This window comes from Nocardioides sp. cx-169, from assembly GCF_021083605.1.
Classification (GTDB): Bacteria; Actinomycetota; Actinomycetes; order Propionibacteriales; family Nocardioidaceae; genus Nocardioides.
This window is the reverse complement of sequence record NZ_JAJNRO010000008.1, coordinates 38,724-62,476: the sequence shown is the minus strand read 5'-3', so window position 1 is coordinate 62,476 and position 23,753 is coordinate 38,724. Positions and strand designations below refer to the sequence as shown.

Sequence of the window (23,753 nt, the reverse complement as noted above, 5' to 3'; positions counted from 1 at the left end):
TGCCACACGCTCAGTCCGTCCAGAGATAGCGATCTGCGACGCGGTGCATGTTGTAGATGGTCATCTCCTGGTGCTCGCTGAGCCGGTGACCGTCGTAGCTCGGAGAGTGCATCCCCACCGTCACCTCCTTGGCGTTCATCAGATCCTGGCTGAACACCACCCCCAGGTCGGCCTCGCGGTAGTCCTCGTAGAACTCCGGGTTGACCTCGTGCTTCTTGTCGTAGTCGGCGATCGGAATCTGGTCTAGCGCGAAGACCTCGAAGGTGCACTTGTTGGGGTCGTTCAGGTAGGGCCGTGCCCGGTAGACCAACGCGGAGCCCTGGTTGGGCAGCACGATCGTGTTCGGGAAGACGTTCCAGGCCGTGCCCGCCTCGCCCCACTGCTCGGGCGTGATGTCGTTCCACTCGTAGCCCTCGGAGATGCACAGCTGCTTGTACAGCTCGAGGAAGTACCTGCCGGCGGGGACGCCGTCGGGCACGTCAGCGGTCTTCAGCTGCTCCGCGGCGCGCCAGCTGCGGTCGTTCTCGAGCCCGCGCATGTCGTCGAAGATGTACTGGACCGACAGGCCGACGCTCAGCCGCTCGTCCTGGAGACCCTCCGTGAGGCGGTCCGTCGGGTCCTTGACCCCGTCGGGGTTCTTCTCCCCGATACTGGAGTAGTGCGCGTGCCGCTCGTAGGTCGTCGTCGGCGCCCAGCGGCGGTTCTCCATCTCCTTCAATGACAGGATGTTGGTGTTTCCCTTATCCAACCGGTGCAGCTGTGGGTGGGTCCCGGCGACGTGGTAGGCCTCGAGGAATCCGTCCAGTGCGGTCTTCCAGTTGCACTCGAGCACCACCTCCTTGGTCCAGCGGATGCGCATGTTCTCGAGCTGGAACGGCTCGAAGATCCGCACGATGGGGTCGAGGTAGTCCAGCAGCGGCATCGCGTGGGGGTCCATATTGATGAACACGAAGCCGCCCCAGACACCCACCTGGACGCTCACGAGCCCCAGGTCGTCGTCGGAGCGCTCGACGAACTCCTCGCGATCCAGGACGAGGCGGATCGACCCGTCGAGGTTCCAGCGCCAGCCGTGGAACGGGCAGATGATCGAGCCGACCCGGCCGCGCCCCCGAGTGAGCCGCGTGCCGCGGTGGCGGCAGGCGTTGAAGTAGGCCCGGATCGAGTTCTTGGCCTCACGTACGACAAGGATCGAGTGCGAGCCGATCTCGTACTCGACGAAGGAGCCCACCCCGTGAAGCTCCTCGACCCGACAGGCCATGAGCCACGAGCGCTTGAACAGCTTCTCCAGTTCCAGGTCGAGGAACTCCTGGCTGAGGTAGCGGGCCTTCGGCACGAAGGCCCGCGCCAACCGGTACTCCTCCGGTACCCTCTCGGGGTCGACATCTCCGTCGAAGCGCGGCGTCTGTCCCTTCAGCGGAGTCTGCCCGGTCCGGCTCTGCTCCTCCTGGGGGCTCTGGCCTGTGGGCGGTGCCTGCGTCGTGGTCATGCATTCACTTCCTCAACTCGTTGTGGTTTACGTCCCTGTCGGATCAGCGAGAGGCCCCTCGCGGCTGGTCGACGACCTCCACGCCATCGACCGCCGAGAGGATGTGATCCGCTGACGTCGGTCGGCGGCGTCCACGACGTCGGCGTTGAGGTCTGGGGCACACCCGCCGCCACGCCCGAGAACGCTTCGTCGCTCATGACTTGGCCCCCTGTGTCCTCGCACGCTCGGCTCGGGCTCAAGCGGCTCAGCTGGATCCGGTGAAATTGGGAGCCGCGCAGTTCGACCGGGTGTCGGGTTCTTGGGGAGATGTTGGCGCCGGCGAGGTACGACGTCCACAACTCATTCCGTCTGATGAGACCCGACCGCGCGGGAGCTCCTCGGCTCCGCGGGCAGCGGGTGCGCTACCGGGCGGCGCCATCCACTCAGTGGACCCGCGGCAGGGTTTCTGACATTAACTCAGATGATTTACCTATTAGTTATCCATTAACTGATACGGCAGCTTTTCGGCTGGTACCGGCGGCCTGACGTCGGCTGCTCAAGCCCTGATCCACCGACGCTGACCGGGTTCGTGAGCCTGAGGTAGAACGAGGCGCCTCTCTGAATGACCCGAATCTGGTGTCGGTAGCGGGCTCGGTCCCGATGCTGCGGCTCGCGGAGTCGGCCGGCCTACGACCTGTTTGAAGGGCTCAGTGTCGGCTCGCCGAACCCGATCGCGAAGGCAACCTCGGTGGCCGGTCGAATGCTCGCCGGTGCCGACTCCATCGATGACCTCGACTTGCTGCGCACGGCGGGATGGGCCGCTTGTTCGGCGGCGTCCGTGCGCCCTCGACGCTCGGGACGTTCTTGCGCGCGTTCGCCCACGGGCACTTGCAGCAGGTCGACGCGGTAGGTGGGGCGGCTGCTGGCCGGCCTCGCAGTTCGGGTGACGCGGTTGCTCGACGGCGGCGACGCCGACGGGATCGCGTTCCTCGATGTCGACGACACCGCCGGTGAGGTGCACGGCTACGCCAAGCAAGGCGCAGCGTTCGGTTACTCCGGAGTCTGCGGCCTGAAACCTGCAGTTGGCCACGATCAGCACACCGCTTGCCGCGCCGGTGATCGCCCGCGCCCGGCTCCGAAAGGGCAACACCGCCTCGGCCACTGGTTGCGGCCGGCTGCTGGCACAAGGCCCTCATCACCGCCCGCGCAGCGGAGGTCACCGCGCAGGTCCTGTGTGCCGTGCGGACTCGGCCTACTACGGGGGGCGTTCGTCGCCGCCCCGATCCGGAACATCGGCCGGGCTTGGCGCCGTCTCCGTGTCGGGCCCGAAGCCAGGGATGCGGGTGGGATGTCGTCACGAAGAGGCGCCGGACCTCCTCGGCCATCTGGAGCGCCATGCACAAGACCGCTGCGCCCGGGACGCGGGCAGGCAAGAGGACCTGACGAGCCCGGCGCAGCCTCCACGCGGTCCGGGCGTGTCCGTCGCGGATGGAATCGGAGCGCGCGCCAGAGGCCGCGGCCGGCGGCCCCGATCGGGGCCGCCGGCCGCGGCCTCAACGCTCAGTCGGCACCGAGTCCGACATAGCGCCAGTCCTGAAGCGACTGGTACTGGAAGGGGACCGCCGGGTCGATGTTGACCACCTCGGTGGAGGCCAGATGGGTGGCGTACAGCTGGGCGAACGGCAGCATCCAGTGCTCCTTGGCGGCGTCGGTCAGAATGCCCTGGTAAATGCCCTGGCGCTCTGCCTCGTCCAGCGCCGGGTCATCAGCCCGGTCGAGTTCCGCCTCGATACCGGGGAGGGCCGAGTCGGGGGCACCCCAGTTCACGCCACCACGCAGAAGCGCGGCGTAGATGCCCGTCGAAGCGTGGTTGGGACCGGCAGTCCCCATCAAGGCCATGTCGAACTGGCTCTGGAACCAGGCGGGGTACACCGACGTGTGGGTCATCGCCTTCAGCTCCACCTCGATCCCGACCGCCGCCAGCTGCTCCTGCACGAGCTGGGTCAGACGGGTGGCGAGGCCCCCTTCGACGTAGCCCATGGTGACCGACTTCTTCTCCTTGGGCACGTCCTTCAAGAGCTCCATCGCGCGCTCGGGGTCGGTCACGGTGAACTCGTCGATGGCGCTCGTGTGAGCCGGGTGGCCTTCACCGAACAGCTGGTTGACGGGCGCGGCGCCGCCCCTGAACTGCCCCAGCAGCGCATCCCGATCGAGCGCCAGCGAGATCGCCTCCCGCACGACCGGATCAACCAGGTCGCGCATCCACAGTGCCTGGATCGAGAGCGTGGGGATGAGCTCCCCCGTCTGCAGCTTGTCCTTGGCGGCGTCGGCCCGCTCGGCCGCATCGACTGCGGACTCGCTCGAGAACGGGGCGAAGTGGTACTGGCCCGTCGCCACCGCGTTGAGCGCCTGGGCCGGGTCGCTGACGACCTGCACCTCAATGCGAGCGGCCTGGCCGGCCTGGGAGTCCCAGTGACCTTCAACCCGCTCGAAGACCACGCTGTCCTCACCCGGGGTCCACGAGACGATCTTGTACGGACCCGAGCCGACGCCGTCGGGAGCCGAGGTCCGCAGCACCTCAGGATCGTCCAGGAAGGCGGGGTTCATGATCATGCCGGCCCAGCCGGCCAGCACGTAGGGAAGCGTCGCGCCGCTCTTCTTCCGGGTCTTGATCAAGACGGTCTGGGCGTTGACCACCTCGATCTCGGTGACCGCCTTGAGTGCCTGCTGGTAGGCGCTGAACTCAGCAGTGCGCGCACGGTCGAGATTCGCCTTGATCGCCTCGGCGTCGATTGGAGATCCATCGTGGAACTTCGCGTCGTCACGGAGCGTCAGCTCGAGACCGTCGGGCACGAACTCCCATTCCTTGACGAGATAGCCGCGCAGCTCACCGTTGACGGTGGCCCAGAAGAGGCGGTCGTACAGCAGGTTGAAGTACTGAGTGCTGACCGTGGTTCCGGCGGCGTGCACGTCGGAGCTGCTCATGAGGAGATTCCCGGCGATCCGAAGAGTCCCATCCCGATCCGTGGCGGTCTCCCACTCGGTGCCGGCCAGCTCCAGGCCGGCGCCGGCGTCCGCGTTGACCTCGACATCCGGGTCTGCTTCACCCCCGCCACCGCAGCCACTGAGGACGAGCCCCATGACCACGGTCGCGCACCAAATTCGATTCTTCATGCTGGTTCCCTTCACACGGCTCCGGAGTCGGAGCGCTGTCCAATTGGCGCGGCGCGCAAAGGTGACCGGGGCCTGCGGTCCGCTCTCGCTCGCTGCGCATCACCTGCGGCGTGCTCGCGCCGTCTCCCGAGATCGCATCGGCAATGGCTCTCGGCACGGGGTCGAGGAGAGCCCGGCCCGCACAGGAGAAGGCGGCCACCGACTCTCATCACGTTGCCTCTCGTCTCCATCGCGCGACTTGTGCGTGCCATTGCGTTGGGGACGGTATGAGCACGCCAGGAAGCTAGTCGCCGACGTGTTCCGTCAGGCGGGATCATTGACGGGACTAGTCGGGCTTTCTGCGTCACCCACGGCCTTTATCGCTATTGGAGGTCATCGATCTCAACGCTTGCCGTCACATCCGAGGGAATGGCTGAGGCGTTCACCTGCAGTTGTAGTCATATGAGCGTCGGAGACGTCACCGACGAGCAGAGAACGACCGCGCGCCCATCCACCTCTAGGCCACCTCCCCTCCGCCTCGGACTCCCAGGCCGGGGCCAGGTCCGGACGACCGTGGCCGAGGTCATCGCCGTGTGGGACCAGGTCCACGCCGAGCGGGTCCTCGGAGTGTGGCGCGACTGGGCAGCCGCCGCACCGGAGACCGTCACCACCTCCTTCCGTCTGATGAACTTCCCGCCGCTCCCTGACCTCCCCGACTTCCTCCGAGGGCGTCGCGTCGTGTTCCTGGACGGCGCCGCACAGACCGACGAGGCTCTCGGCTCCGAGCTGCTCGCACCGCTGCGTGACCTTCAGCCCGGGATCGACACGTTCGCCATCACCGGCACGGACGCCCTCGTCCGCCTCCACATGGGCCCGGAGGACCCACTTCCGGTGGTGTCCGACTCAGTCGTCCTGGCATCGCTCGGCGACGACGCGGCCAGCGACCTGCTCGCCATCGCCGGACCCGCCGCGCCACCTGCCCTGCTGATCGTCGAGCTCCGTCAGCTGGGTGGTGCTCTTGCTGACACCTACGAGGGCGGCGGTGCGCTGAACCACCTGCCTGGTGAGTTCCTACTGTGGGCCGGGGCGGTCGCCCCGACAGACGAGGCGGCAGCCGCCGGACGCAGAGACGCTCAAGTGGTCGTCGCCGCGATGTCGCGCCACGGTGTGCGACCGGCGTACCTGAACTTTGTCGAGAACCCCACCGACGTCCGACAAGCCTTCGACCCACTCACCTGGCGCCAGATCGTGGGGATCAAGTCCGCCATCGACCCCACCTCCGTCTTTGTCGCCAACCACCCCATCCCGACGCTCTACGAGAATGAAGCGCCGACGACATGATGCGGTCCTGGACCCGCGGCCTGTGCTCGTCAAGCGGCACCGGAGCGCTCGCCGACACCGGTACGCGAGCCGCCGCCCATCGCGATCTGAGCCGCCGTCGATCATGGGCATGTACGTGAGCCCGACGGCAACTACCGCGGTGTCACCGATCTTCTCGAGCGTCCGCCGGAGTCGATCAACTGGAGTCTCCTCGGTTCCGAGGATGCTGACCGTGGGTGGCATGACCTGGACGCTTGGGTGATCTGGCTGAACGTGACCTACGGGCTGCCGCCGTCGATCGTTCCGCCGTACTGGCATCGCCACGACGAGCTCGTGTGGGAACTCTCGGCGCTGCACACCCACTGGCTCAGCTGCTTTCACGAGTCCGCGAGCCCCTCGGCCCCGATCGCGTGGATGCGCGCCTTCGCCGACGCCGGGCATCGGCTGCGGGACTGGGTCTCGACCTGCGGCACCCGCCTCGATCGCGACCGCCCGACTCGTCAGACGGTCTGGCCCGGCGAGAACGGCGTGGAGCTCGGCGGTGAGATCTCCATCGCCGACCGGAAACAGGACTTTGAGGAGGTCGTTCGAGCGGTCGTGTTCAGACGCAGGGCTGCCGAGGCCATGGCCAACCAAGCCCTGCTCGGCTGAGCCAGATCAGCCCCGTGGGCGCCGCTGCGCACCTGGATTCCACAGGGCGTCGCAATCAGCGGCGACGCAGCTCTACGAAGTGACGACGGTGGCACTCCACCCAGAAAGGAGTCGATCGTGCTTCTCCCCCACGCGCTCACCCTGGCGCAAGCGCGCTCCTACCTCGCTGCGCTCGCCGATCAGGCATCCACCATCGACGCCTCATCGGCATACGAGCGCGTCCTCATCGAACTCGCCGAACGGTGGCAACTGAGATCGGCGAGGTCTACGACGCCGAGGCGGCCATGAGCCAATTGGGCCACACTTCCAAGGCGGTCACGGAGAGGCACTACGTCAACCGACGGCTCGGAGTACCCGACTACCGAGCAGCGACCGACCGCCTTGCTCCCAGCCCCGAGTCGAGCGATGGGTCTGCTCCCGGGCACTGAGAGGCCTTCGGCGGCCACGGGTGGGCTCTCCTGGGCCTATAGACGCGCTCTGAGCCGTCTACGGGCCGTTCTGAGCGCCCTCGGGCCGTCACACGACGGCCTTTCCGACAGTGCGAGCGAGGCGTCACAAGCCGAGCCCGAGAACTCAAAGTGAGCCCGAATGAGCCTTAATGCCTCTTCGGGACTCAAGCCCGAGAGCCCAGATCGCATCACCGCAGGTCAGAGCCGGTTTTCGTAAGCAACGCGACGCATTCGACGTGGTGCGTCATCGGGAACAGGTCGAAGGCACGCAGGCGGATGAGCTCGTAGCCGTGCTCGGCGAAGATCGCCACGTCGCGGGCCAGCGCGGCCGGGTCGCAGGCGACATAGGCGACGGCCCGGGGCGAGCGGGCCACCACGGCCTCGACGACGGCCCGCTTGGCGCCCTCGCGCGGCGGGTCCAGCACGACCACGTCGAAGTGCTCGGGATAGGCCTCGGACAGGACGTGGTCGACGCGGCCGGACGTCGCCTCGATGCCTGGGCAGTTGCTCATCGACAGCTCCGAGGCCCGCTCGTCGCCCTCGACGGCGACGACCCGGCCCGACTCCCCCACGGCGTCGAGGAGGAAGCGGGCGAAGAGACCGACGCCGGCGTACAGGTCCAGTGCGTGCTCCCCCGGCGCGGGGCGGAGCGCGTCGAGCACGGTCTCCACCAGCACTGCCGGGGCGCCCGGGTGGACCTGCCAGAACCCGTCGTCGGCCACCTCGAACGAGTGCGGTCCCACGACGTACGACGGGCGGGTCGGTGCCTCGATCAGGCACTCGTCGATCTCGACGACCTCGTGGGAGCGGTGCTTGCGCATGCCCCGGGCGCCGCCCGGCAGCGGGACGTAGCGCTGGCGGGTGCGCCAGTGCAGGCCGTCGTCGTCGCCGGGCACCGCCTCGACGGTCACCTCCACGTCAAGCTTGGCGAGACGGGCCAGCTGCTCGCGGACGACGTCGGCCTTGAGCGCGCGCTGGCGCTCGAGCGCGACATGCTGGAAGTCGCAGCCGCCGCAGAGACCGGGGCCGGCGAAGCGACAGGGTGGCACGACCCGGTCCGCCGAGGGCTCGAGCACCTCGACCGCGTCCCCACGCCAGAACCGATCCCCCTCCGTGCCCTCGGTGATCTCCAGGACGACCCGCTCGCCGGGCAGCGCGTGCCGCACGAACACCACGCGGGACTCGGGCTCGGGCAGGCGGACGATGCAGTGGCCACCGTGCGCGACCGGGCCGACCTCGGCCTCGAACCTCTCGCCGACCCGGGACCTGCCGCGAGGTGCCCGCTGGCGGGGATGACGCTTCATCGCGGGATCTGGCGGTCGTCGCGCTCCGCGACGCGGCCGCGCCGCAGGTCGCCGGGCCGCACCCGGGCGTCGTCGCGCTCCTCGCGCTCGCGGGCGATCTGGGAGGAGCGCAGCTGGTAGGGCACCGAGGTGACCATGACGCCGGGGGTGAAGAGCAGCCGGCCCTTGAGCCGCAGCGCGGTCTGGTTGTGCAGCAGCTGCTCCCACCAGCGCCCGACGACATACTCGGGGATGTAGACGGCCACGACGCCGCGCGGGTTGGCCTTCCGGATCTCGGAGGCGTACTGGACGATCGGACGCACCAGCTCGCGGTAGGGCGAGTGCAGCACCTTCAGCGGCACGTCCATCCGGCGCTCGTCCCACTCCTCGAGGAGCTTGTTGGTGGCGGCGTCGTCGGTGGCGACGTAGACGCCCTCGAGCACGTTGGGCCGAGACGCCTTGGCGAAGGCCAGCGCGCGCAGCGTCGGCTTGTGCAGCTTGGAGACCAGCACGATCGCGTGCACCCGCGTCGGGAGCACCTTGTCCTCCTCGTCGGCCGCGAGCTCGAGGTTGACCTCGTCGTAGTGGGACTTGATCGCGTTCATGATCACGTAGAAGAAGACCATCGCGAGGATCGTGATCCAGGCGCCCTCGAGGAACTTCGTGATCAGCACGACGACCAGGACCACCGCGGTGAAGACCAGACCGATCGCGTTGATGGCGCGAGAGCGCATCATCTTGCGGCGCTCCGCCGGGTCGCGCTCCGTGGCGAGGTGGCGGGTCCAGTGGCGGATCATCCCGAGCTGGCTGAGGTTGAACGACACGAAGACGCCGACGATGTAGAGCTGGATCAGCCGGGTGGTCTGGGCGTCGAAGGCCCAGATCAGCAAGATTGCCAGCGCGGCGAGGGACAGGATGCCGTTGCTGTAGGCGAGCCGGTCGCCGCGAGAGTCGAGCGCGCGGGGGGCGAAGCCGTCGCGGGCCAGGATCGAGCCCAGCACGGGGAAGCCGTTGAAGGCGGTGTTGGCGGCGAGCACCAGGATGATGCCGGTGACCGACACGACCAGGTAGAAGCCCGGCGAGAAGTCCTGGAAGACCGCGCGGGCGATCTGGGCGATGACCGCGTGCTGGTCGTAGCCGCTCGGCAGCGGCTCGCCGTCGCGGGTGAGCCGGTCCAGGTCGTGCGGGTCGACGTAGCGCAGGCCCATCTGCCGGGCCAGCACGATGACGCTGATCATCATGGTGATCGCGATCGCGCCGAGCAGGAGCAGGGTCGTGGCAGCGTTCTGGCTCTTGGGCCGCCGGAAGGCCGGCACGCCGTTGGAGATCGCCTCGACCCCGGTCAGCGCCGCGCAGCCCGACGAGAAGGCGCGCGCCAACAGGAAGAGGAGCCCCATCGTCGTCAGCGCGCCCTCGTACTCCGAGTCGGGCTTGATGACGAGGTCGGCCGACTCGACGTCGGGCAGGTTGCCGGTCGCCATCTGGAGGAAGCCGAAGGCGCACATGCCCAGGACCGCGACCATGAACGCGTAGGTCGGAACCGCGAAGAGCGTCCCGGACTCCCGGATGCCGCGCAGGTTGAGGGCCGTGAGCAGGGCCACCAGCACGACGCCCACCGTCGCCTCGTGGTGCTGCAGTGCGGGGATCGCGGCCGCGGCGTACTGCGATCCCGACGAGATCGACACCGCCACGGTGAGGACGTAGTCGACGATCAGGGCGCTCGCCACGGTCGCGCCCGCCCGACGCCCCAGGTTGACCGTGGCGACCTCGTAGTCGCCGCCGCCGCTGGGGTAGGCGTGCACCGTCTGGCGGTACGACGCGATGACGGCCGCCATGACCAGCGCGACGGCGATGGCGACCTTCCAGGACCACACGTACGCGCTGGCCCCGGCCAACGACAGCATGATGAACACCTCGTCCGGCGCGTAGGCCACCGAGGAGAGAGCGTCGCTGGCGAAGACGGGCAGCGCGACGCGTTTGGGGAGCAGTGTCTCCCCCAGCTGGGAGCTTCTCAGCTTGCGCCCCAGCAGGATTCGTTTGGAGACGTCGCCGACACCCACGACCGGCAAGGGTACGGCACCCCTGCCGGGGCAGTACGGTTGCCGCGTGCACGTAGTGATCATGGGCTGTGGCCGGGTCGGCTCGACCCTTGCGCGCAGCCTCGAGGACCGCAACCATACCGTCGCCGTCATCGACAGCGAGCCCGACGCCTTCCGGCGCCTCGGGCCCGGCTTCAACGGCGACAAGGTGACCGGCTACGGCTTCGACCAGGAGGTCCTCGAGAAGGCCGGCATCCGCCGTGCCGATGCGTTCGCCGCAGTCTCCAGCGGCGACAACTCCAACATCATCGCCGCGCGGGTCGCCCGCGAGACGTTCGGGATCCAGCAGGTCGTCGCCCGCATCTACGACCCCGGCCGCGCCGAGGTCTACCAGCGCCTCGGCATCACCACGGTCGCGACGGTGAAGTGGACCGCCGACCAGGTGCTGCGCCGGATCCTGCCGGCCGGCGCCGAGCCGGACTTCCGCGACCCGTCTGGCACCATCCGCCTCGACCAGGTGCCCATCGGCGAGCCCTGGATCGGTCACCGCACGGTGGCCTTCCAGGAGCAGTCGCGCAGCCGGATCGCCTGGATCGACCGGCTGGGCGAGGGCATGCTGCCCGCCCGTGACACCGTGATCCAGGAGGGCGACCTGCTCCACCTGGTCATGCGCGAGGAGAACGCGGCGCAGGCCTACCAGGTCATCGAGCGCGGACCCGAGGAGAGCTGATGCGAGTCGCCATTGCCGGAGCCGGCGCCGTCGGGCGCTCGATCGCCCGCGAGCTGATCCAGAACGGCCACGAGGTCCTGCTCATCGACAAGAACCCCGGCTCCATCCACCCCGAGCGGGTGCCGGACGCCGAGTGGCTGCTCGCCGACTCCTGCGAGCTCTCCTCCCTCGAGGAGGCACGCCTGGACAAGTGCGACGTCGTCATCGCCGCCACCGGCGACGACAAAGCCAACCTGGTCACCTCGCTGCTGGCCAAGACCGAGTTCGGGGTGCCCCGCACCGTCGGGCGGGTCAACCACCCCAACAACGAGTGGCTGTTCACCGAGGCGTGGGGCGTCGACGTCAACGTCTCCACCCCGCGCATCATGTCGGCCCTCGTCGAGGAGGCCGTCACCGTCGGCGACCTGGTGCGGCTGTTCACCTTCCGCAAGGGCAACGCCAACCTGGTCGAGATGGTGCTGCCCGCCGACTCGCCGTACGTCGGCAAGCCCTCCGGCCTGATCCCGCTTCCGGAGAACTGCGCCCTCGTCACCATCCTGCGCGACGGCCAGGTCTACGTCCCCGACGGCGAGCAGCCGGTCGAGGCCGGCGACGAGCTGCTCTTCGTCATCCCGGACACCGGCGAGGACGAGCTCGAGCACCTCCTCGCGCCCCGCGCCCACAGCTGAGCGACCCGAGCGGCCGCGCTCCGCGCCCCGTCCTCCGGTGGTCTCGGAGCGGCCTACGTTCGGTGGTCGAGGTGCGAGGAGCGCCAGCGACGAGCCTCGAGACCCAGCGACCCAACAAGCAGCCTGGGGTACGACGGTCAGGTCGCGGAGGTCTCGAGGCTCAGGCGCCAGGGCGCCTTCACACCTCGACCACCGAGGGGTCGGGAAGGTTCTCAGAGCCCTGTGGACAAAGGACATTCTCGGCCCTTCGAGTGTCGGTGCCGGGTGCTTGAGTAGTCCCATGACCAGCACTCCCGCCGACCTCCTCGAGGTCATGCGGACTGCCACCAAGACCGCGGCGGCGGCCGAGGTGGATCGCCTGCACGCGGCGCTGGACTGGTGCGAGATCCACACCACCAACGACCAGGACGACGCCGCGTTCGGCGACCACGGCATCCCCCTCGCGGGACCCGGCGCCCCCATGGTGAGCGAGTTCGCGGTGATGGAGCTCGGCGCCGCCTTGGGGATGTCCACCGACTCCGCCAAGCGCTACGTCGGCGCCGCCCTCGAGATCCGATACCGCCTCCCCAGGATCTGGGCCCGCGTCGAGGCCGGTCAGCTCGGGTTCTGGAAGGCACGCTGGATCGCCGAGCACACCATGTGCCTACCGATGGCGGGTGCGGCGTTCGTGGACCACCAGGTCGGCTACTGCGCGCACAAGGTCTCCTACGCCGAGGTCGAACGACAGATCACCACCGCGATGGCCAGGTTCGACCCCGAGCAGGCCGAGAAGCTACGCCGCCAGGCCGCCGACGGACGCAGGCTCGACGTGCACAAGGACGACATGTCCCTCGAGGGCACGATCGAGGTGTCCGGGACTTTGGACGCCCAAGACGCATTGGACTTCGATGCCGCGATCAGCCGCCTCGCCGCCGACCGGAAGGCGGCCGGGTCGACCGAGTCGTTGGACGTACGACGCGCCCAGGCCGCCGGTGACCTCGCCCGCGGGCAAGACACGCTGCCCTTCGAGCCGGACGCCCAGGACGCCCAGGAGCGTGAGGGTGGTTTCGAGACAGGACTTCGTCCTTCCTCAACCACCGAGGGCATCAAGATCACCCGAGTCATCGACCTGCACGTCCACCAGGCCGGCGTGTTCGGAGACCCGAACGCCACCGTCGGACGAGCCGGGCGCAAACCGGTGCTCCTCGAGACCATCCGCGAGTGGTGCGGCGCACCCGACACCGTCATCAACCTCAAGCCCGTCAGAGACCTCGCCGAGCACCTCCACGTCGCCGGCTACGAGCACCCCGACCGGCTCATCGAGCAGGACGACCTCATCGACCACCACTGCGTGTTCCCCTGGTGCACCAGAGCGGCCGAGAGGTGCGACCACGACCACGTCACCCCCTACCAACGCGGCGGACCGACCTGCTCGTGCAACTCCGCACCCCTGTGCCGAGGACACCACCGCCTGAAGACCCACGGCCGCTGGACCTACGACGTCCTCGACCGCGGCACCTACCTGTGGCACTCACCCCACGGCCACATCTACCGCCGCGACCACACCGGCACCGAACCCCTCCCACCACCAAGCAGCCAGAGACCCTGACCGCCCCCCACCCCGCCACCCGCGGGGGCCACCGGCACGTCCGGAGGGCTACGTGGTGCCGCGCGCTGTTGCCACACCGGCTGGTGGATGGTGGCGGGGTCTCGAGGCTCGTCGCTGGCGCTCCTCACACCTCGACCACCGAGGGGCGCAGGGTCAGGCGAGCTCGACGGGGTCGACGGGGTCGACGGGGGTGGCGTTGCGGGAGAGGACCCAGACCATGGAGCCGAGGGCGGCGAGCTGGAGGGGCCAGCCGAGGGCGATCTTGAGGACGCCGAGGACGGCGACGGCGGTGTCGGCGTCGAGGGCGCCGGAGTTGCCGGCGAACCAGACGGGGGCCTGGGCGACGACCCGGACGATGCAGGGGACGGCGAGCAGCCAGGTGAGCAGCGTGGACAGGCGCACGATCTGTCGGCTGGCGTGCCAGGCGGTGGGGTCGCCGGTGACGCTGCCGACCATGAAGCCGACGAGCGGCCAGCCGATCAGGCAGGAGGAGGCGAGCGCCACGGAGTAGCCGCTGTTGTAGATCAGGCCGGGCAGGAAGTACGCGAGCGCCTGCTCGTCCTCGCTGCCACCCCGGCTCGCGGCCAGGCGCACGAAGAGCCAGCCGATGCCGATCCCGAAGATCGCGTTGAGCGCGAACTGCGGGGACGTGCGCTGCGCCAGGCGGACCAGCAGGGTCAGCACAGCGGCACCGATGCTGACGCCGAGCGCGATCGGCAGCTCGCGGGTGGTGAGCCACAGGATCGTGAAGAGCACCGTGGGCACGGCGGCCTCGAGCATGCCGCGCCGGCCACCCAGCGCCTTCGACAACTGCGCGCGCACGACCTCCTCGACGGTGGCGACGCTCGGCGGGGGCGGGTGGTGGGAGGCGGGCTCGCTCACGGCATCAGCTCGTAACGCGGGTTGTAGATGATCCGGACGCCGTCGTGGGTGCCGATGCGGCCCTGCACCTCGATCGAGCGGCCCGGGGAGATGCCGGCGATCCGCCGGCGACCGAGCCACACGACGGTGAGCACCCCGGAGCCGTCGAACAGCTCGGCCTCGAGGGCGGGGACGCCGCCACGCGGGCGGAGGGTGACGGTGCGCAGCGTCCCCCGCAGGCGGACCAGCTCGCGGTCGGGGGCCTCGGCGATCATGGCGACGCCGGAGTCGGCGTAGGTGCGCCGCAGGTCGCGGGCGTGCTGGTCGGAGCTGTTGGCCCACCGGCTGATCGTGCGTCGCAGCTTGCTCATGGCCGGCTCATCATGGGGTTGGCGGGTCGACGCGGCGGGCGTTCTCCGGCATGACGAGCGGGAGCGCCTCCCCGACGGGCAGCGCGTGCGCGCCGCGGCGTACGGCGACCCGACGAAGGGCCTCGATCCAGGCCCCGGCCGCCTCGGGCTCCAGGGCCGGGCGCCCGAGCAGGGTGGCGCGCAGCAGCCAGCGCGGTCCGTTGACGCCGATGATCCGCGAGGGCTGGGTCCCGGTGGTGCCGTCGGGACGCTTCACCGTGATCTGGCAGACCAGCTCGGGACCGAACTCACCCTCGCGCTCGGTGGCCGTGCCGCCGCGGCGCGACATGTCGGCCGCGATCTGGGGCCGCACCTCGCCCCACAGGTCTCCACCCCGCGGCGCGGCGAACGCCCGCAGCTCGAGGGCCCCGTCGGGGCCGGCCAGCACCACGGCCTGAACGTTGCCGGACTTCTCGTCGACCTGCAGCCGAAGCTCGCGGTCGGCCTCGGGCGCGATCACCAGCGAGCCCAGGTCGACCCGCTCGACGCCGTCGTCGGGCAGGTCGTCCACGTCGTAGGGGCCGGTGGGTCCGCTCTCGGTGTCCGGCGAGCCGCTCTCGTCCACCGCCTCGGGGGCGGCGTCGACGTCGGACTTGCGGCGGAACTTCACGTACTACTCCTCGCGGTCAGGGTGGGCCGAAGCCCCCGGTAGAACCGTAGCCCCCGGCGCCACGGACGCTGTCGGGCAGTTGCCCCACCTCGGCGAAGTGCGCCCTCTCGAACCGCTGGACGACCAGCTGTGCGACCCGGTCGCCGCGGCGCAGCTCGATCGGTGTGGTGAGGTCGTGGTTGATGAGCAGCACCTTGATCTCGCCGCGGTACCCGGCGTCGATGGTGCCCGGGGTGTTGACGATGGAGAGACCGTGGCGCGCGGCCAGTCCCGAGCGCGGGTGCACGAGGGCGACGTAGCCCTCCGGCAGTGCGATCGCGACTCCGGTGGGCACCAGCGCCCGCTCCCCCGGCGCCAGCGTCACGTCGACCGTCGTCACCAGGTCGGCGCCCGCGTCGCCGGGATGGGCGTACGACGGCAGCGGCAGGTCGGGGTCCAGGCGGACCACCTCGATGGTCACCCCGCTCGTGGCTGGGGCGGGGTCGGGCGTGGGCACGGACGGACCCTAGTGCACCGGGCACGACGGCAGGGATGCGAGGCTTAGCCCGTGACGAGCACCGCCGAGACCGTGTACGCCGAGCGGCTGACGGTCCCCCTGCGCTGGTGGGTCCAGGGCACCATGCTCGTGGCGACGCTCTGGCTGGCCCTCGTCGTGGCCGTGCCGGGCCCGGTCGCCTGGGTCACCACGGCCCTCGCGTTGGGACTGTTGGCCGCGGCGCTGCTCACCTACGGCTCGGCCCGCGTCGAGCTGCGCGGCGGCGAGCTGCGCGCCGGACCGGCGCACATCGAGGTCGCCCATCTCGGGGCGGCCGTCGCGCTCGACGCCGACCAGACCCGACGCGCGGCCGGCGTGGACGCAGACGCGCGCGCGTTCCTCGTGCTGCGGCCCTACCTCAAGCGCGCCGTCAAGGTCACGGTCACCGACCCGGCCGACCCCACGCCGTACTGGCTGGTGAGCACGCGCCATCCCGAGCGCCTGGTCGAGGCACTGCGCGCCGCGACTAGTCTCTGAGCATGGCCTCCGACACCTCCAAGATCTGGACCGTCTTCTCGCTCGGCGCTGCGATCGGCGCCGCCGCGATCGCCAAGAAGGTGCTCAACACCTCGTGGAAGGCGGCGACCGGCAAGAACCCGCCCGCCAACCCGGCCGACCCCGACGTGGACGTCTGGGAGGCGGTGGCGTGGGCGGCCGTCAGCGGCACGTTCATCGCCCTGGCCCGGATGCTGGCGGCGCGCAAGGCGGCCGACTACTACTCCAAGTCCACGGGTCACCTGCCCCCGGGCCTGCACAAGGACGACCAAGACGCCTCCGCCCCGACGCCGGTGACCTGAGCACAGGTCCCGACCCCGGGGCGGATGGTGTGACGGACGTCCTCAGACGCAGTCGCGGCAGATCATCTTCTTGCTGTCCGCCAGCTGGCTGCGGTGGTGGACCAGGAAGCAGCTCATGCAGGTGAACTCGTCCTCCTGCTTGGGCTTCACCTCGACGGCGAGCTCCTCGTGGGAAAGATCGGCGCCGGGAAGCTCGAACGCCTCAGCGGCCTCCGCCTCGTCCTCGTCGACCTTGCCGGAGTTCTTGTCGTGGCGACGCGCCTTGAGCTCTTCGATGCTCTCCTCGGACTGGTCTTCCTCGTTCTTACGCGGTGCGTCGTAGTCAGTAGCCATGCGTCGCTCACTCCCTTCGGCTGTATGTGGCGGGCCAGATTGTGCACTATCGCCTCGGTCTGGCAAACACCGGCTCGGCGACCCGTTGGTGAACGTAGACCCAGGGCTCGGCTATTCCCCGTTGCCCGCGATGGTGACAGGTGCCATGAAACCGGCCTGCCGGGTGGCCTCCCGAAACTCCTCGAATCCGTGAGCCGGAGCACACAGCATCAAGGTCAGGCCCCCGGCGCCCTGGGCCAGCTCGGTGCGCGCGCCGGCCGCGCGCGCGATCAGCCCGGCGGCGGCGTGGTCCCACAGGTGGACCCCCTCCTCGATGTAGCCGTCGAGCTGGCCGTCGGCGACGGCGCACATGTCGAGGGCCGCCGACCCCAGCCGTCGTACGTCGCGGATGTGGGGCAGCAGACGGGTGACGGCCTGGGCCTGGACGACGCGCACCTCGCGGTCGTAGGAGAAGCCGGTGCCGATCAGCCGGTGCGACAGCGGCGCCTCCCCGCGTACGGCGATCGCTCGCCCGTCGCGCGTGGCGACGAGGCGTCCGTCGTCCTCGCGGGCGACGTACTCGAGGCCGGTGGCCGCGTTGAGGACCACCCCGGCGACCACCTCGCCGTCCAGCTCGGCCGCGATCGACACGGCGTACTGGGGCAGCCCGTAGAGGAAGTTCACGGTGCCGTCGATCGGGTCGATGATCCACCGCACGCCGGTGGTGCCGGTCTCGGCCTCGCCCTCCTCGCCCAGGAACGCGTCGTCCGGGCGCCGGGCACGGATGGTGTCGCGGATCAGGGCCTCGGCGGCCTGGTCGGCCTCGGTGACGATGTCGACGTCGCTGGACTTGGTGGCGGCCACGCTGACGCCCGCCGCCTGGCGCCCCCGGACCAGCTCGGCGGCGAGGCGGGCGGTCTCCAGCGCGAGGTCGGCCAGCGCGGCCGGGTCGGGACGGGTCGTCACGCGTCGGCCCGCTCGCCGCAGAGCGCCGGGCGATCCGCGCGGGGGTTCGGACAGCAGCCCACCGGGCAGCGGTCCCAGCTGGCGCCCAGGCGGCCGACGGCGTTGCGGGCCACGGCCTCACCCCGCTCGGCGGCGGCGCGCTCGAGGAGCAGGTCGCGGACCATGGCGACGAAGCGCGCATCGGTGCCCGCCGTCGCGGCCCGGCGGGCCGGCAGGCCCAGGTCACGCGCCGTCGCCAGCGCCTCGGTGTCGAGGTCGTAGACGACCTCCATGTGGTCGGAGACGAAGCCGCTGGGCACCAGCACCACAGCCGGCACGCCGTCCTCGTGCAGCGAGCGCAGGTGGTCGTTGACGTCCGGCTCCAGCCAGGGCGTCTCGGGTGCGCCGGAGCGCGAGCAGTAGACGAGCCGCCACGGGTGCGCGGTGCCGGTGGTCTCGGCCACCTGCCGCGCGACCTCCTCCGCGGCGCTGAGGTGCTGGTCGACGTACGCGCCCCCGTCGGGGCCGCTGGTGTCGCTCATGCTGTCGGGGATCGAGTGCGTGACGAACGCGAGGTGGGCGCCGGCGCGCACGTTCTCGGGCAGCTCCGCGAGCGCGGCGAGCGTGGCGTCGACCATGGGCTCCACGAAGCCCGGGTGGTTGAAGTAGTGACGCAACTTGTCGAGCGCGGGTGCGCCCTCGAGGCCGTCGACGGCGTCGTAGAGGTTCTCGCGGTACTGCCGGCAGCTGGACCACGACGAGTAGGTGCTGGTCACGAAGCAGGCGGCACGGGTCACCCCGTCGGCCGCCATCTGCGCCAGTGTGTCGCGCAGGTAGGGGTCCCAGTTGCGGTTGCCCCAGTAGACCGGCAGGTCGATGCCGGCGCCGCGGAGGTCGGCCTCGATGGCGGCCAGCAGCTCGCGGTTGAGGTCGTTGATCGGCGAGCGCCCACCGAACAGGAAGTAGTGCTCCCCCACGGCCTCCAGCCGCTGACGCGGGATCCCGCGTCCCCGGGTCACGTTCTCCAGGAACGGCACGACCTCGTCCGGCGCCTCGGGGCCGCCGAACGAGACGAGGAGCAGGGCGTCGTACGGGGAGGCATCTGGATTGGGCACTCCCCCATCGTATGGATCTATCGTTCACTGGCCATGCTCAGCACCTACCGCCGGATCCTCTCCAAGCCGGGCAGCGCCCTGTTCAGCGCCACCGGCCTGGTCGCTCGGCTGCCGATCTCGATGGTCGGGCTCGGCATCGTCCTGCTCGTCGAGGACGCCTCGGGCTCCTACGGCGTCGCCGGCGCGGTCTCGGCCGCGCACCTGCTCGCCAACGCGCTCTTCGCGGTCCTCCAGGGCAAGCTGGTGGACCGCCTGGGGCAGTCGCACGTGCTGCCCGTGGTCGTCAGCGTCTGGGGGGTGGCGCTGGCGCTGCTGATGTGGTCGGTGGAGTCGGACTGGCCGGCGGGGCTGACCTATGCCTTCGCGGTCCTCGCCGGGGCCGCGCTGCCGTCGGTCGGCAGCTGCGTGCGGGCCCGGTGGTCCTACGTCACCCGCGACCCCCAGGAGCTGCAGACCGCCTTCGCGCTGGAGGCCGTCGCCGACGAGGCGGTGTTCATCGTCGGGCCGATCCTGGTCACCGTGCTGGCCACCGCGATCCACCCCGCCGCCGGGCTCACGACGGCGCTCGTCGTCGGGGTCGTGGGCACCTACGCGTTCGCCGCGCAGCGGCGCACGGAGCCGCCGCCGCACCTGCCCACCGCGGATCGCTCCGCGCGGCCCCGGATGCCGTGGCGGGTGCTGGCGCCGCTGAGCGTGGTCTCCACGATGCTCGGGCTGCTCTTCGGCGCCGCCGAGGTCGCCACGGTCGCCTTCGCCGAGGAGCAGGGTGCCAAGGCCTACGCCGGCGCGCTGCTCGCCCTCTGGGCGGCGGGCAGCCTGATCGCGGGCGTCCTCAGCGGCGCCGTCGCCTGGCGGCGCGGACCGGCGTACCGGCTGCGCTGGGGCACCCTCGCGATGACCCTGGCGATGGCCCCCCTCACCTTCATCGACTCGCTGGTCGTCATGGGGGCGGTGCTGTTCGTCGCGGGGTTCGCGGTCGCGCCCACGCTCATCTCCACGATGTCGCTGTGCGAGCAGGTGGTGCCGGCGTCGCGGATCACCGAGGGCATGGCCCTGCTGCAGACCGGCCTCGTGGCCGGCGTCGCCCCCGGAGCCGCCCTCGCGGGGGTGCTCATCGACAGCCGTGGCGCCGCCGCGGCCTACCTGGTGCCCGTCGTCGGCGGCGTGCTTGCCGTCCTCGCCGCCCAGGCCATCCGCACCAGCGAGCGCACTACGGTGAGCCCCGTGATGTCCCATGACTGAATGGCAGAACTGGTCCGGCCTCGTGACCGCGCGCCCCGAGCGCGAGGCGACCCCGGCCGACGTGGGGTCCGTCGTCGCCGCCGTCGAGCGGGCGCGCGCGGAGGGCACGACCGTGAAGATGGTCGGCACCGGCCACAGCTTCACCGCGATCGCCGCCCCCGAGCACACGATGCTGCGCCCGCAGGCACTGACCGGGATCGTCGGGGTCGACCGGGACGCCATGACCGTGACCGCCCTGGCCGGCACCCGGCTCAAGCACCTCAACGCCGGCCTCGAGGCCCTGGGGCTGAGCCTGCACAACATGGGCGACGTCGCCGAGCAGACGCTGGCCGGCGCCATCTCCACAGGCACCCACGGCACCGGCGGCGTCGCCGCCGGCCTGGCCGCTCAGGTCGTCGGCCTGGAGCTGGTGACCGGCACCGGCGAGGTGCTGCGCGCCACCGAGAGGGAGAACCCCGACGTCCTCGCCGTCGCGCGGGTCGGGCTCGGCGCCCTCGGCATCCTCACGACGGTGACCTTCCGGGTCGAGCCGCTCTTCCTGCTGGAGGCGACCGAGCAGCCGATGCGCTGGGACGAGGCGCTCGCCGGCTTCGACCAGATGACCGCCGAGAGCCACCACGTGGACATGTACTGGTTCCCCCACAGCGACCGGATGCTCACCAAGCGCAACGACCGCCTCGACGCCGACCTCTCCGAGGCCCAGCCGCTGCCGCGCCTGCGCGCCTGGTTCGACGACGACCTGCTCGCCAACAAGGCGTTCGGCGCCCTCACCGCCGCGGCCAACCTGGTCCCGCGGGTGATCCCGCCGATGAACCGCGTCAACGCCCGCCTCCTCGGCGCGCGCACCTACTCCGACGTCGCCCACCGGGTCTTCATCGCCGAGCGCGACGTGGTCTTCCGGGAGATGGAGTACGCCGTGCCGCGCGAGGCCGGCCTGTCGGCGCTGCGCGAGGCGCGGGCCGCGCTGGACGCCTCCGACCTGACCGTGAGCTTCCCTGTGGAGATCCGGGTCGCCCCCGCCGACGACATCCCGCTGTCGACCGCGAGCGGGCGCAACTCGTTCTACCTGGCCTTCCACACCCACCGGCGCGCCGACCACACGGCGTACTTCGCGCTGATGGAGCAGGTCATGCGCGCCCACGGCGGCCGCCCCCACTGGGGCAAGGTCCACACCCGGCAGGCCGACGGGCTGGCGCCGCTGTACCCGCGCTTCGAGGAGTTCCTCGCGATGCGCGACCGGCTGGACCCGGACCGGGTCTTCGCCAACGGCTACCTGCGGCGCGTGCTCGGGCCCTGACCGGCCTCTCGTCCCGCTCGAGCTACACGCTGGCAGGCCCCGAGGGCATCGGGGCCCGCCAGCCGCGCCACATCGCCAGCAGCCGCCAGGTCAGGCACACCCCGGCGCCGGCGAGGGCCACGGCCAGCACCGGCAGGTCGGCGCGGGTGCCGACCACGGCGATCGCGGCGCCGGCGAGGGCGGGCGTGGCGTAGATCTCCCCCCGGAACACGACCGGCACCCGACCGGCGAGGAGGTCGCGCAACATCCCGCCGCCGATGCCGGTCAGCATGCCCATGAGCGCGGCGGGCAGGGGTCCGAGCCCGTGCTCCAGGGCCTTCGTCGCGCCGGTGACGCAGAACAGCGCCAGGCCGAAGGCGTCGAAGACGTTGATCATGTTCTCCATCCGCCCGATCAGGGGGTGGTAGGCGAAGGTGAGGAGGCCGGCGGCGACGGGGACCATCAGATAACGCCAGTCGGCCAGGGCGGCGGGCGGCACGGCGTCGATGAGGACGTCGCGCAGGAACCCGCCGCCGAGGCCGGTCGTCCCGGCCAGCACGAGGACCCCGAACACGTCGAGCTCCTTGCGGACCCCGACCAGGGCCCCGGAGATCGCGAAGACGAAGATCCCCACCAGGTCGATGCTCACGAGGGTGCCGGGCACTCCTGCAGCCTACTGGTCGCATCCCTCACATTTTTTGCGTCCGGGCACGCCGAGGGATGACCGGGCCGACCACCTTCGCTGGCGTAGGCTCGGCCCAACCGAAGGCTCGTCCCCACCCACCCGCAGGACCCCAGGAAGCTGATCCCATGGCGCACCTCACGCTCGCTGGAGTGAGCGACGACGGGAAGCGCCTCCTGTTGGTCAGCGACGAGGGTGCGGAGTTCACGCTCGACATCGACCAGAGCCTCCGGGCCGCACTCCGCGGCGACGCCTCTCGCCTCGGCCAGTTGGAGATTCAGATGGACTCATCCCTCCGTCCCCGCGACATCCAGGCCCGGATCCGCGCCGGCGAGTCACCCGAGGCGGTCGCGCAGTCCGCCCAGACGAGCGTCGAGCGGGTCATGGTCTACGCCGGCCCGGTGCTCGCCGAGCGGGAGCACGTCGCCCAGCGTGCCCAGCGATCCTCGGTGCGCCGCGGGTCCGGGGAGGGCGGCGCCCGCATCCTCGGCGACGCCGTCGAGGCCCACCTGCACTCGCTCAACGTCGACCCCGAGACCGTCGAGTGGGACGCCTGGCGCCGAGAGGACGGTCGCTGGGCGCTGCGGGCGACCTTCACGACGCTGCGCCGCAGCGGCACCGCCGAGCTCACCTACGACGCTCCCGGCAGCTACGTGCTCCTGGACAACGAGGACGCACGCTGGCTCGTCGGCGAGGCGGTCGCGGAGAGGCCCGCCGCCGCGGAGCCACGCGACGACCTGCGGCAGGCCCGCTCGCGCCGCCTGAGCGCCGTACCCGCCGACGAGCTGCCGCTCGGCGACGACGTGCTCGAGCTGCTCAAGGACGACGACCCGGCCCCGCTCGGCTCCGGGGCACCGGTCGAGGCGTTCCTCGACGACTCCCCCGCCTCCGACGACCCCGAGCTGCGCGAGGAGGCCACCGAGGCCGCCGTCGCCAACGAGCCGGAGGCGGGCCCCGCCGCCGACGAGCCCCCTAGCCGCAAGCCCAAGAAGCGCGGCCGCGCCTCGGTCCCGAGCTGGGACGAGATCATGTTCGGCGGCAGCGACCAGTAGCCCCGGCCCACCGCTGACCCGTCACATACTTTGGGACGGGTCAGCGGTTGATGAGCACGAGAATCAGGAACAGCACGGCGCTGAGGGCGAGCGACACCAGCAGCGAGCCGGCGCAGCCCAGGCGGTTGTTGAAGAACAAGAACATCGTGGGCTCCTAGGGGGTCAGGCAGCGAACGGCCCCGGCCCCTCGCGAACGAGGGGCCGGGGCCGCAGAGCGACGGTCAGTGGTCGCGCTGGTTGTCGTCGTAGAAGTCGCGGCTGCCGGACTTGGCCAGGCCGCGGCTCACCATGTAGCCGATGGTGAGCAGGGTGACGTAGAACCACGCCTCCTGCGCCCCGAAGTCGGTGACGTCGACGACGGCGGAGGCGATGAGGACCCCGAGGACGGCCGCGACGTAGGCGATCAGCTCGGTCGTCTTGAACGACGCCTTGGTCTCGGTGCTGACCCGGCGCGTGCCCGTGCTGCGCTCTGCCTGGTGCACGTGGTTGCTGGTGGTGGTCGACATGTGTTCCCCTTCAAAGGAACGGCGAAGCGCCTGACAGTGCCCGTCTTCGACGGGTCGGTGGCCC

General features: G+C 70.5%; 23 protein-coding genes. 10 read left to right on the top strand and 13 right to left on the bottom strand.

Annotated elements, in window-relative coordinates; translation table 11 throughout:
• Window positions 1–10 precede the first annotated feature (10 nt).
• Window positions 11–1,486 (bottom strand): SRPBCC family protein, encoded by a 1,476-nt coding sequence (locus LRP67_RS12465; RefSeq protein ID WP_231270494.1) that lies wholly within the window; start codon window positions 1,484–1,486, stop codon window positions 11–13.
• Between the two features lie 1,539 nt (window positions 1,487–3,025).
• Window positions 3,026–4,654, bottom strand: a complete 1,629-nt coding sequence (locus tag LRP67_RS12460) for an ABC transporter substrate-binding protein (protein WP_231270493.1) — start codon at window positions 4,652–4,654, stop codon at window positions 3,026–3,028.
• A 537-nt stretch (window positions 4,655–5,191) separates the two neighbouring features.
• Between LRP67_RS12460 and LRP67_RS12455 the strand changes: the two genes are divergently transcribed.
• Together LRP67_RS12455 and LRP67_RS12450 are read left to right on the top strand one after the other, a co-directional pair.
• Window positions 5,192–5,959: a hypothetical protein gene (locus tag LRP67_RS12455; protein ID WP_231270492.1), complete on the top strand. Its 768-nt coding sequence runs from the start codon at window positions 5,192–5,194 to the stop codon at window positions 5,957–5,959.
• A gap of 237 nt (window positions 5,960–6,196) precedes the next feature.
• A complete protein-coding gene (locus tag LRP67_RS12450; RefSeq protein WP_231270491.1) occupies window positions 6,197–6,589 on the top strand; it encodes a hypothetical protein in 393 nt (130 codons plus the stop codon).
• A 637-nt stretch (window positions 6,590–7,226) separates the two neighbouring features.
• On the opposite strand, the gene LRP67_RS12445 is transcribed toward LRP67_RS12450, so the two are convergent.
• Complete coding sequence (locus LRP67_RS12445; protein ID WP_231270490.1) at window positions 7,227–8,342, bottom strand: class I SAM-dependent RNA methyltransferase; 1,116 nt, start codon at window positions 8,340–8,342, stop codon at window positions 7,227–7,229.
• On the bottom strand, window positions 8,339–10,381 hold the full coding sequence (locus LRP67_RS12440) for an APC family permease (protein WP_231270489.1): 2,043 nt from the start codon (window positions 10,379–10,381) through the stop codon (window positions 8,339–8,341). The genes LRP67_RS12445 and LRP67_RS12440 overlap by 4 nt, the downstream gene beginning before the upstream one ends.
• A gap of 61 nt (window positions 10,382–10,442) precedes the next feature.
• Here LRP67_RS12440 and LRP67_RS12435 point away from each other — a divergent pair, with 61 nt between their 5' ends.
• The 3 genes from LRP67_RS12435 (at window position 10,443) to LRP67_RS12425 (ending at window position 13,346) form a co-directional block, all read left to right on the top strand.
• Window positions 10,443–11,090 (top strand): TrkA family potassium uptake protein, encoded by a 648-nt coding sequence (locus LRP67_RS12435; protein WP_269211538.1) that lies wholly within the window; start codon window positions 10,443–10,445, stop codon window positions 11,088–11,090.
• Window positions 11,090–11,758 carry a TrkA family potassium uptake protein gene (locus LRP67_RS12430; RefSeq protein WP_231243668.1) on the top strand — a complete coding sequence of 223 codons (669 nt, stop codon included), beginning with the start codon at window positions 11,090–11,092 and terminating at the stop codon, window positions 11,756–11,758. Before LRP67_RS12435 ends, LRP67_RS12430 begins: the two co-directional genes overlap by 1 nt.
• A gap of 280 nt (window positions 11,759–12,038) precedes the next feature.
• Window positions 12,039–13,346 carry an HNH endonuclease signature motif containing protein gene (locus LRP67_RS12425; protein ID WP_231270487.1) on the top strand — a complete coding sequence of 436 codons (1,308 nt, stop codon included), beginning with the start codon at window positions 12,039–12,041 and terminating at the stop codon, window positions 13,344–13,346.
• Window positions 13,347–13,499: 153 nt separating this feature from the next.
• On the opposite strand, the gene LRP67_RS12420 is transcribed toward LRP67_RS12425, so the two are convergent.
• Genes LRP67_RS12420 through dut form a run of 4 tightly spaced genes read right to left on the bottom strand, consistent with a single transcriptional unit; the run spans window position 13,500 to window position 15,723 of the window.
• The gene (locus tag LRP67_RS12420) at window positions 13,500–14,228 is read right to left on the bottom strand and encodes a DUF3159 domain-containing protein (RefSeq protein ID WP_231270486.1); all 729 of its coding nucleotides are present in this window, start codon (window positions 14,226–14,228) and stop codon (window positions 13,500–13,502) included.
• Complete coding sequence (locus LRP67_RS12415; protein ID WP_231270485.1) at window positions 14,225–14,578, bottom strand: OB-fold nucleic acid binding domain-containing protein; 354 nt, start codon at window positions 14,576–14,578, stop codon at window positions 14,225–14,227. Before LRP67_RS12415 ends, LRP67_RS12420 begins: the two co-directional genes overlap by 4 nt.
• A gap of 10 nt (window positions 14,579–14,588) precedes the next feature.
• Window positions 14,589–15,227 carry a DUF3710 domain-containing protein gene (locus LRP67_RS12410; protein ID WP_231270484.1) on the bottom strand — a complete coding sequence of 213 codons (639 nt, stop codon included), beginning with the start codon at window positions 15,225–15,227 and terminating at the stop codon, window positions 14,589–14,591.
• Window positions 15,228–15,243: 16 nt separating this feature from the next.
• A complete protein-coding gene (gene dut / locus LRP67_RS12405; RefSeq protein ID WP_308189743.1) occupies window positions 15,244–15,723 on the bottom strand; it encodes a dUTP diphosphatase in 480 nt (159 codons plus the stop codon).
• 51 nt (window positions 15,724–15,774) lie between these two features.
• Here dut and LRP67_RS12400 point away from each other — a divergent pair, with 51 nt between their 5' ends.
• Together LRP67_RS12400 and LRP67_RS12395 are read left to right on the top strand one after the other, a co-directional pair.
• Window positions 15,775–16,239, top strand: coding sequence for a DUF3093 domain-containing protein (locus LRP67_RS12400; protein WP_231270483.1), 465 nt, complete (start codon window positions 15,775–15,777; stop codon window positions 16,237–16,239).
• Window positions 16,240–16,241: 2 nt separating this feature from the next.
• Window positions 16,242–16,559 carry a DUF4235 domain-containing protein gene (locus LRP67_RS12395; RefSeq protein ID WP_231270482.1) on the top strand — a complete coding sequence of 106 codons (318 nt, stop codon included), beginning with the start codon at window positions 16,242–16,244 and terminating at the stop codon, window positions 16,557–16,559.
• A gap of 42 nt (window positions 16,560–16,601) precedes the next feature.
• On the opposite strand, the gene LRP67_RS12390 is transcribed toward LRP67_RS12395, so the two are convergent.
• The 3 genes from LRP67_RS12390 to LRP67_RS12380 form a co-directional block, all read right to left on the bottom strand.
• Window positions 16,602–16,892, bottom strand: coding sequence for a DUF4193 domain-containing protein (locus tag LRP67_RS12390; protein WP_231245062.1), 291 nt, complete (start codon window positions 16,890–16,892; stop codon window positions 16,602–16,604).
• 111 nt (window positions 16,893–17,003) lie between these two features.
• Window positions 17,004–17,837, bottom strand: coding sequence for an inositol monophosphatase family protein (locus LRP67_RS12385; RefSeq protein ID WP_231270481.1), 834 nt, complete (start codon window positions 17,835–17,837; stop codon window positions 17,004–17,006).
• The gene (locus LRP67_RS12380) at window positions 17,834–18,931 is read right to left on the bottom strand and encodes a ferrochelatase (RefSeq protein WP_231270480.1); all 1,098 of its coding nucleotides are present in this window, start codon (window positions 18,929–18,931) and stop codon (window positions 17,834–17,836) included. Before LRP67_RS12380 ends, LRP67_RS12385 begins: the two co-directional genes overlap by 4 nt.
• 33 nt (window positions 18,932–18,964) lie before the next feature.
• Here LRP67_RS12380 and LRP67_RS12375 point away from each other — a divergent pair, with 33 nt between their 5' ends.
• Together LRP67_RS12375 and LRP67_RS12370 are read left to right on the top strand one after the other, a co-directional pair.
• Entirely contained in the window at window positions 18,965–20,173 is a 1,209-nt protein-coding gene (locus LRP67_RS12375; protein WP_231270479.1) for an MFS transporter, read from the top strand.
• A complete protein-coding gene (locus LRP67_RS12370; protein ID WP_231270478.1) occupies window positions 20,166–21,470 on the top strand; it encodes a D-arabinono-1,4-lactone oxidase in 1,305 nt (434 codons plus the stop codon). Before LRP67_RS12375 ends, LRP67_RS12370 begins: the two co-directional genes overlap by 8 nt.
• 22 nt (window positions 21,471–21,492) lie before the next feature.
• On the opposite strand, the gene LRP67_RS12365 is transcribed toward LRP67_RS12370, so the two are convergent.
• Window positions 21,493–22,113 (bottom strand): trimeric intracellular cation channel family protein, encoded by a 621-nt coding sequence (locus tag LRP67_RS12365; RefSeq protein ID WP_231270477.1) that lies wholly within the window; start codon window positions 22,111–22,113, stop codon window positions 21,493–21,495.
• Window positions 22,114–22,169: 56 nt separating this feature from the next.
• Here LRP67_RS12365 and sepH point away from each other — a divergent pair, with 56 nt between their 5' ends.
• The gene (gene sepH / locus LRP67_RS12360; protein ID WP_308189742.1) at window positions 22,170–23,183 is read left to right on the top strand and encodes a septation protein SepH; all 1,014 of its coding nucleotides are present in this window, start codon (window positions 22,170–22,172) and stop codon (window positions 23,181–23,183) included.
• Between the two features lie 221 nt (window positions 23,184–23,404).
• On the opposite strand, the gene LRP67_RS12355 is transcribed toward sepH, so the two are convergent.
• Entirely contained in the window at window positions 23,405–23,689 is a 285-nt protein-coding gene (locus tag LRP67_RS12355; RefSeq protein WP_231270475.1) for a hypothetical protein, read from the bottom strand.
• Between the last annotated feature and the right edge of the window lie 64 nt (window positions 23,690–23,753).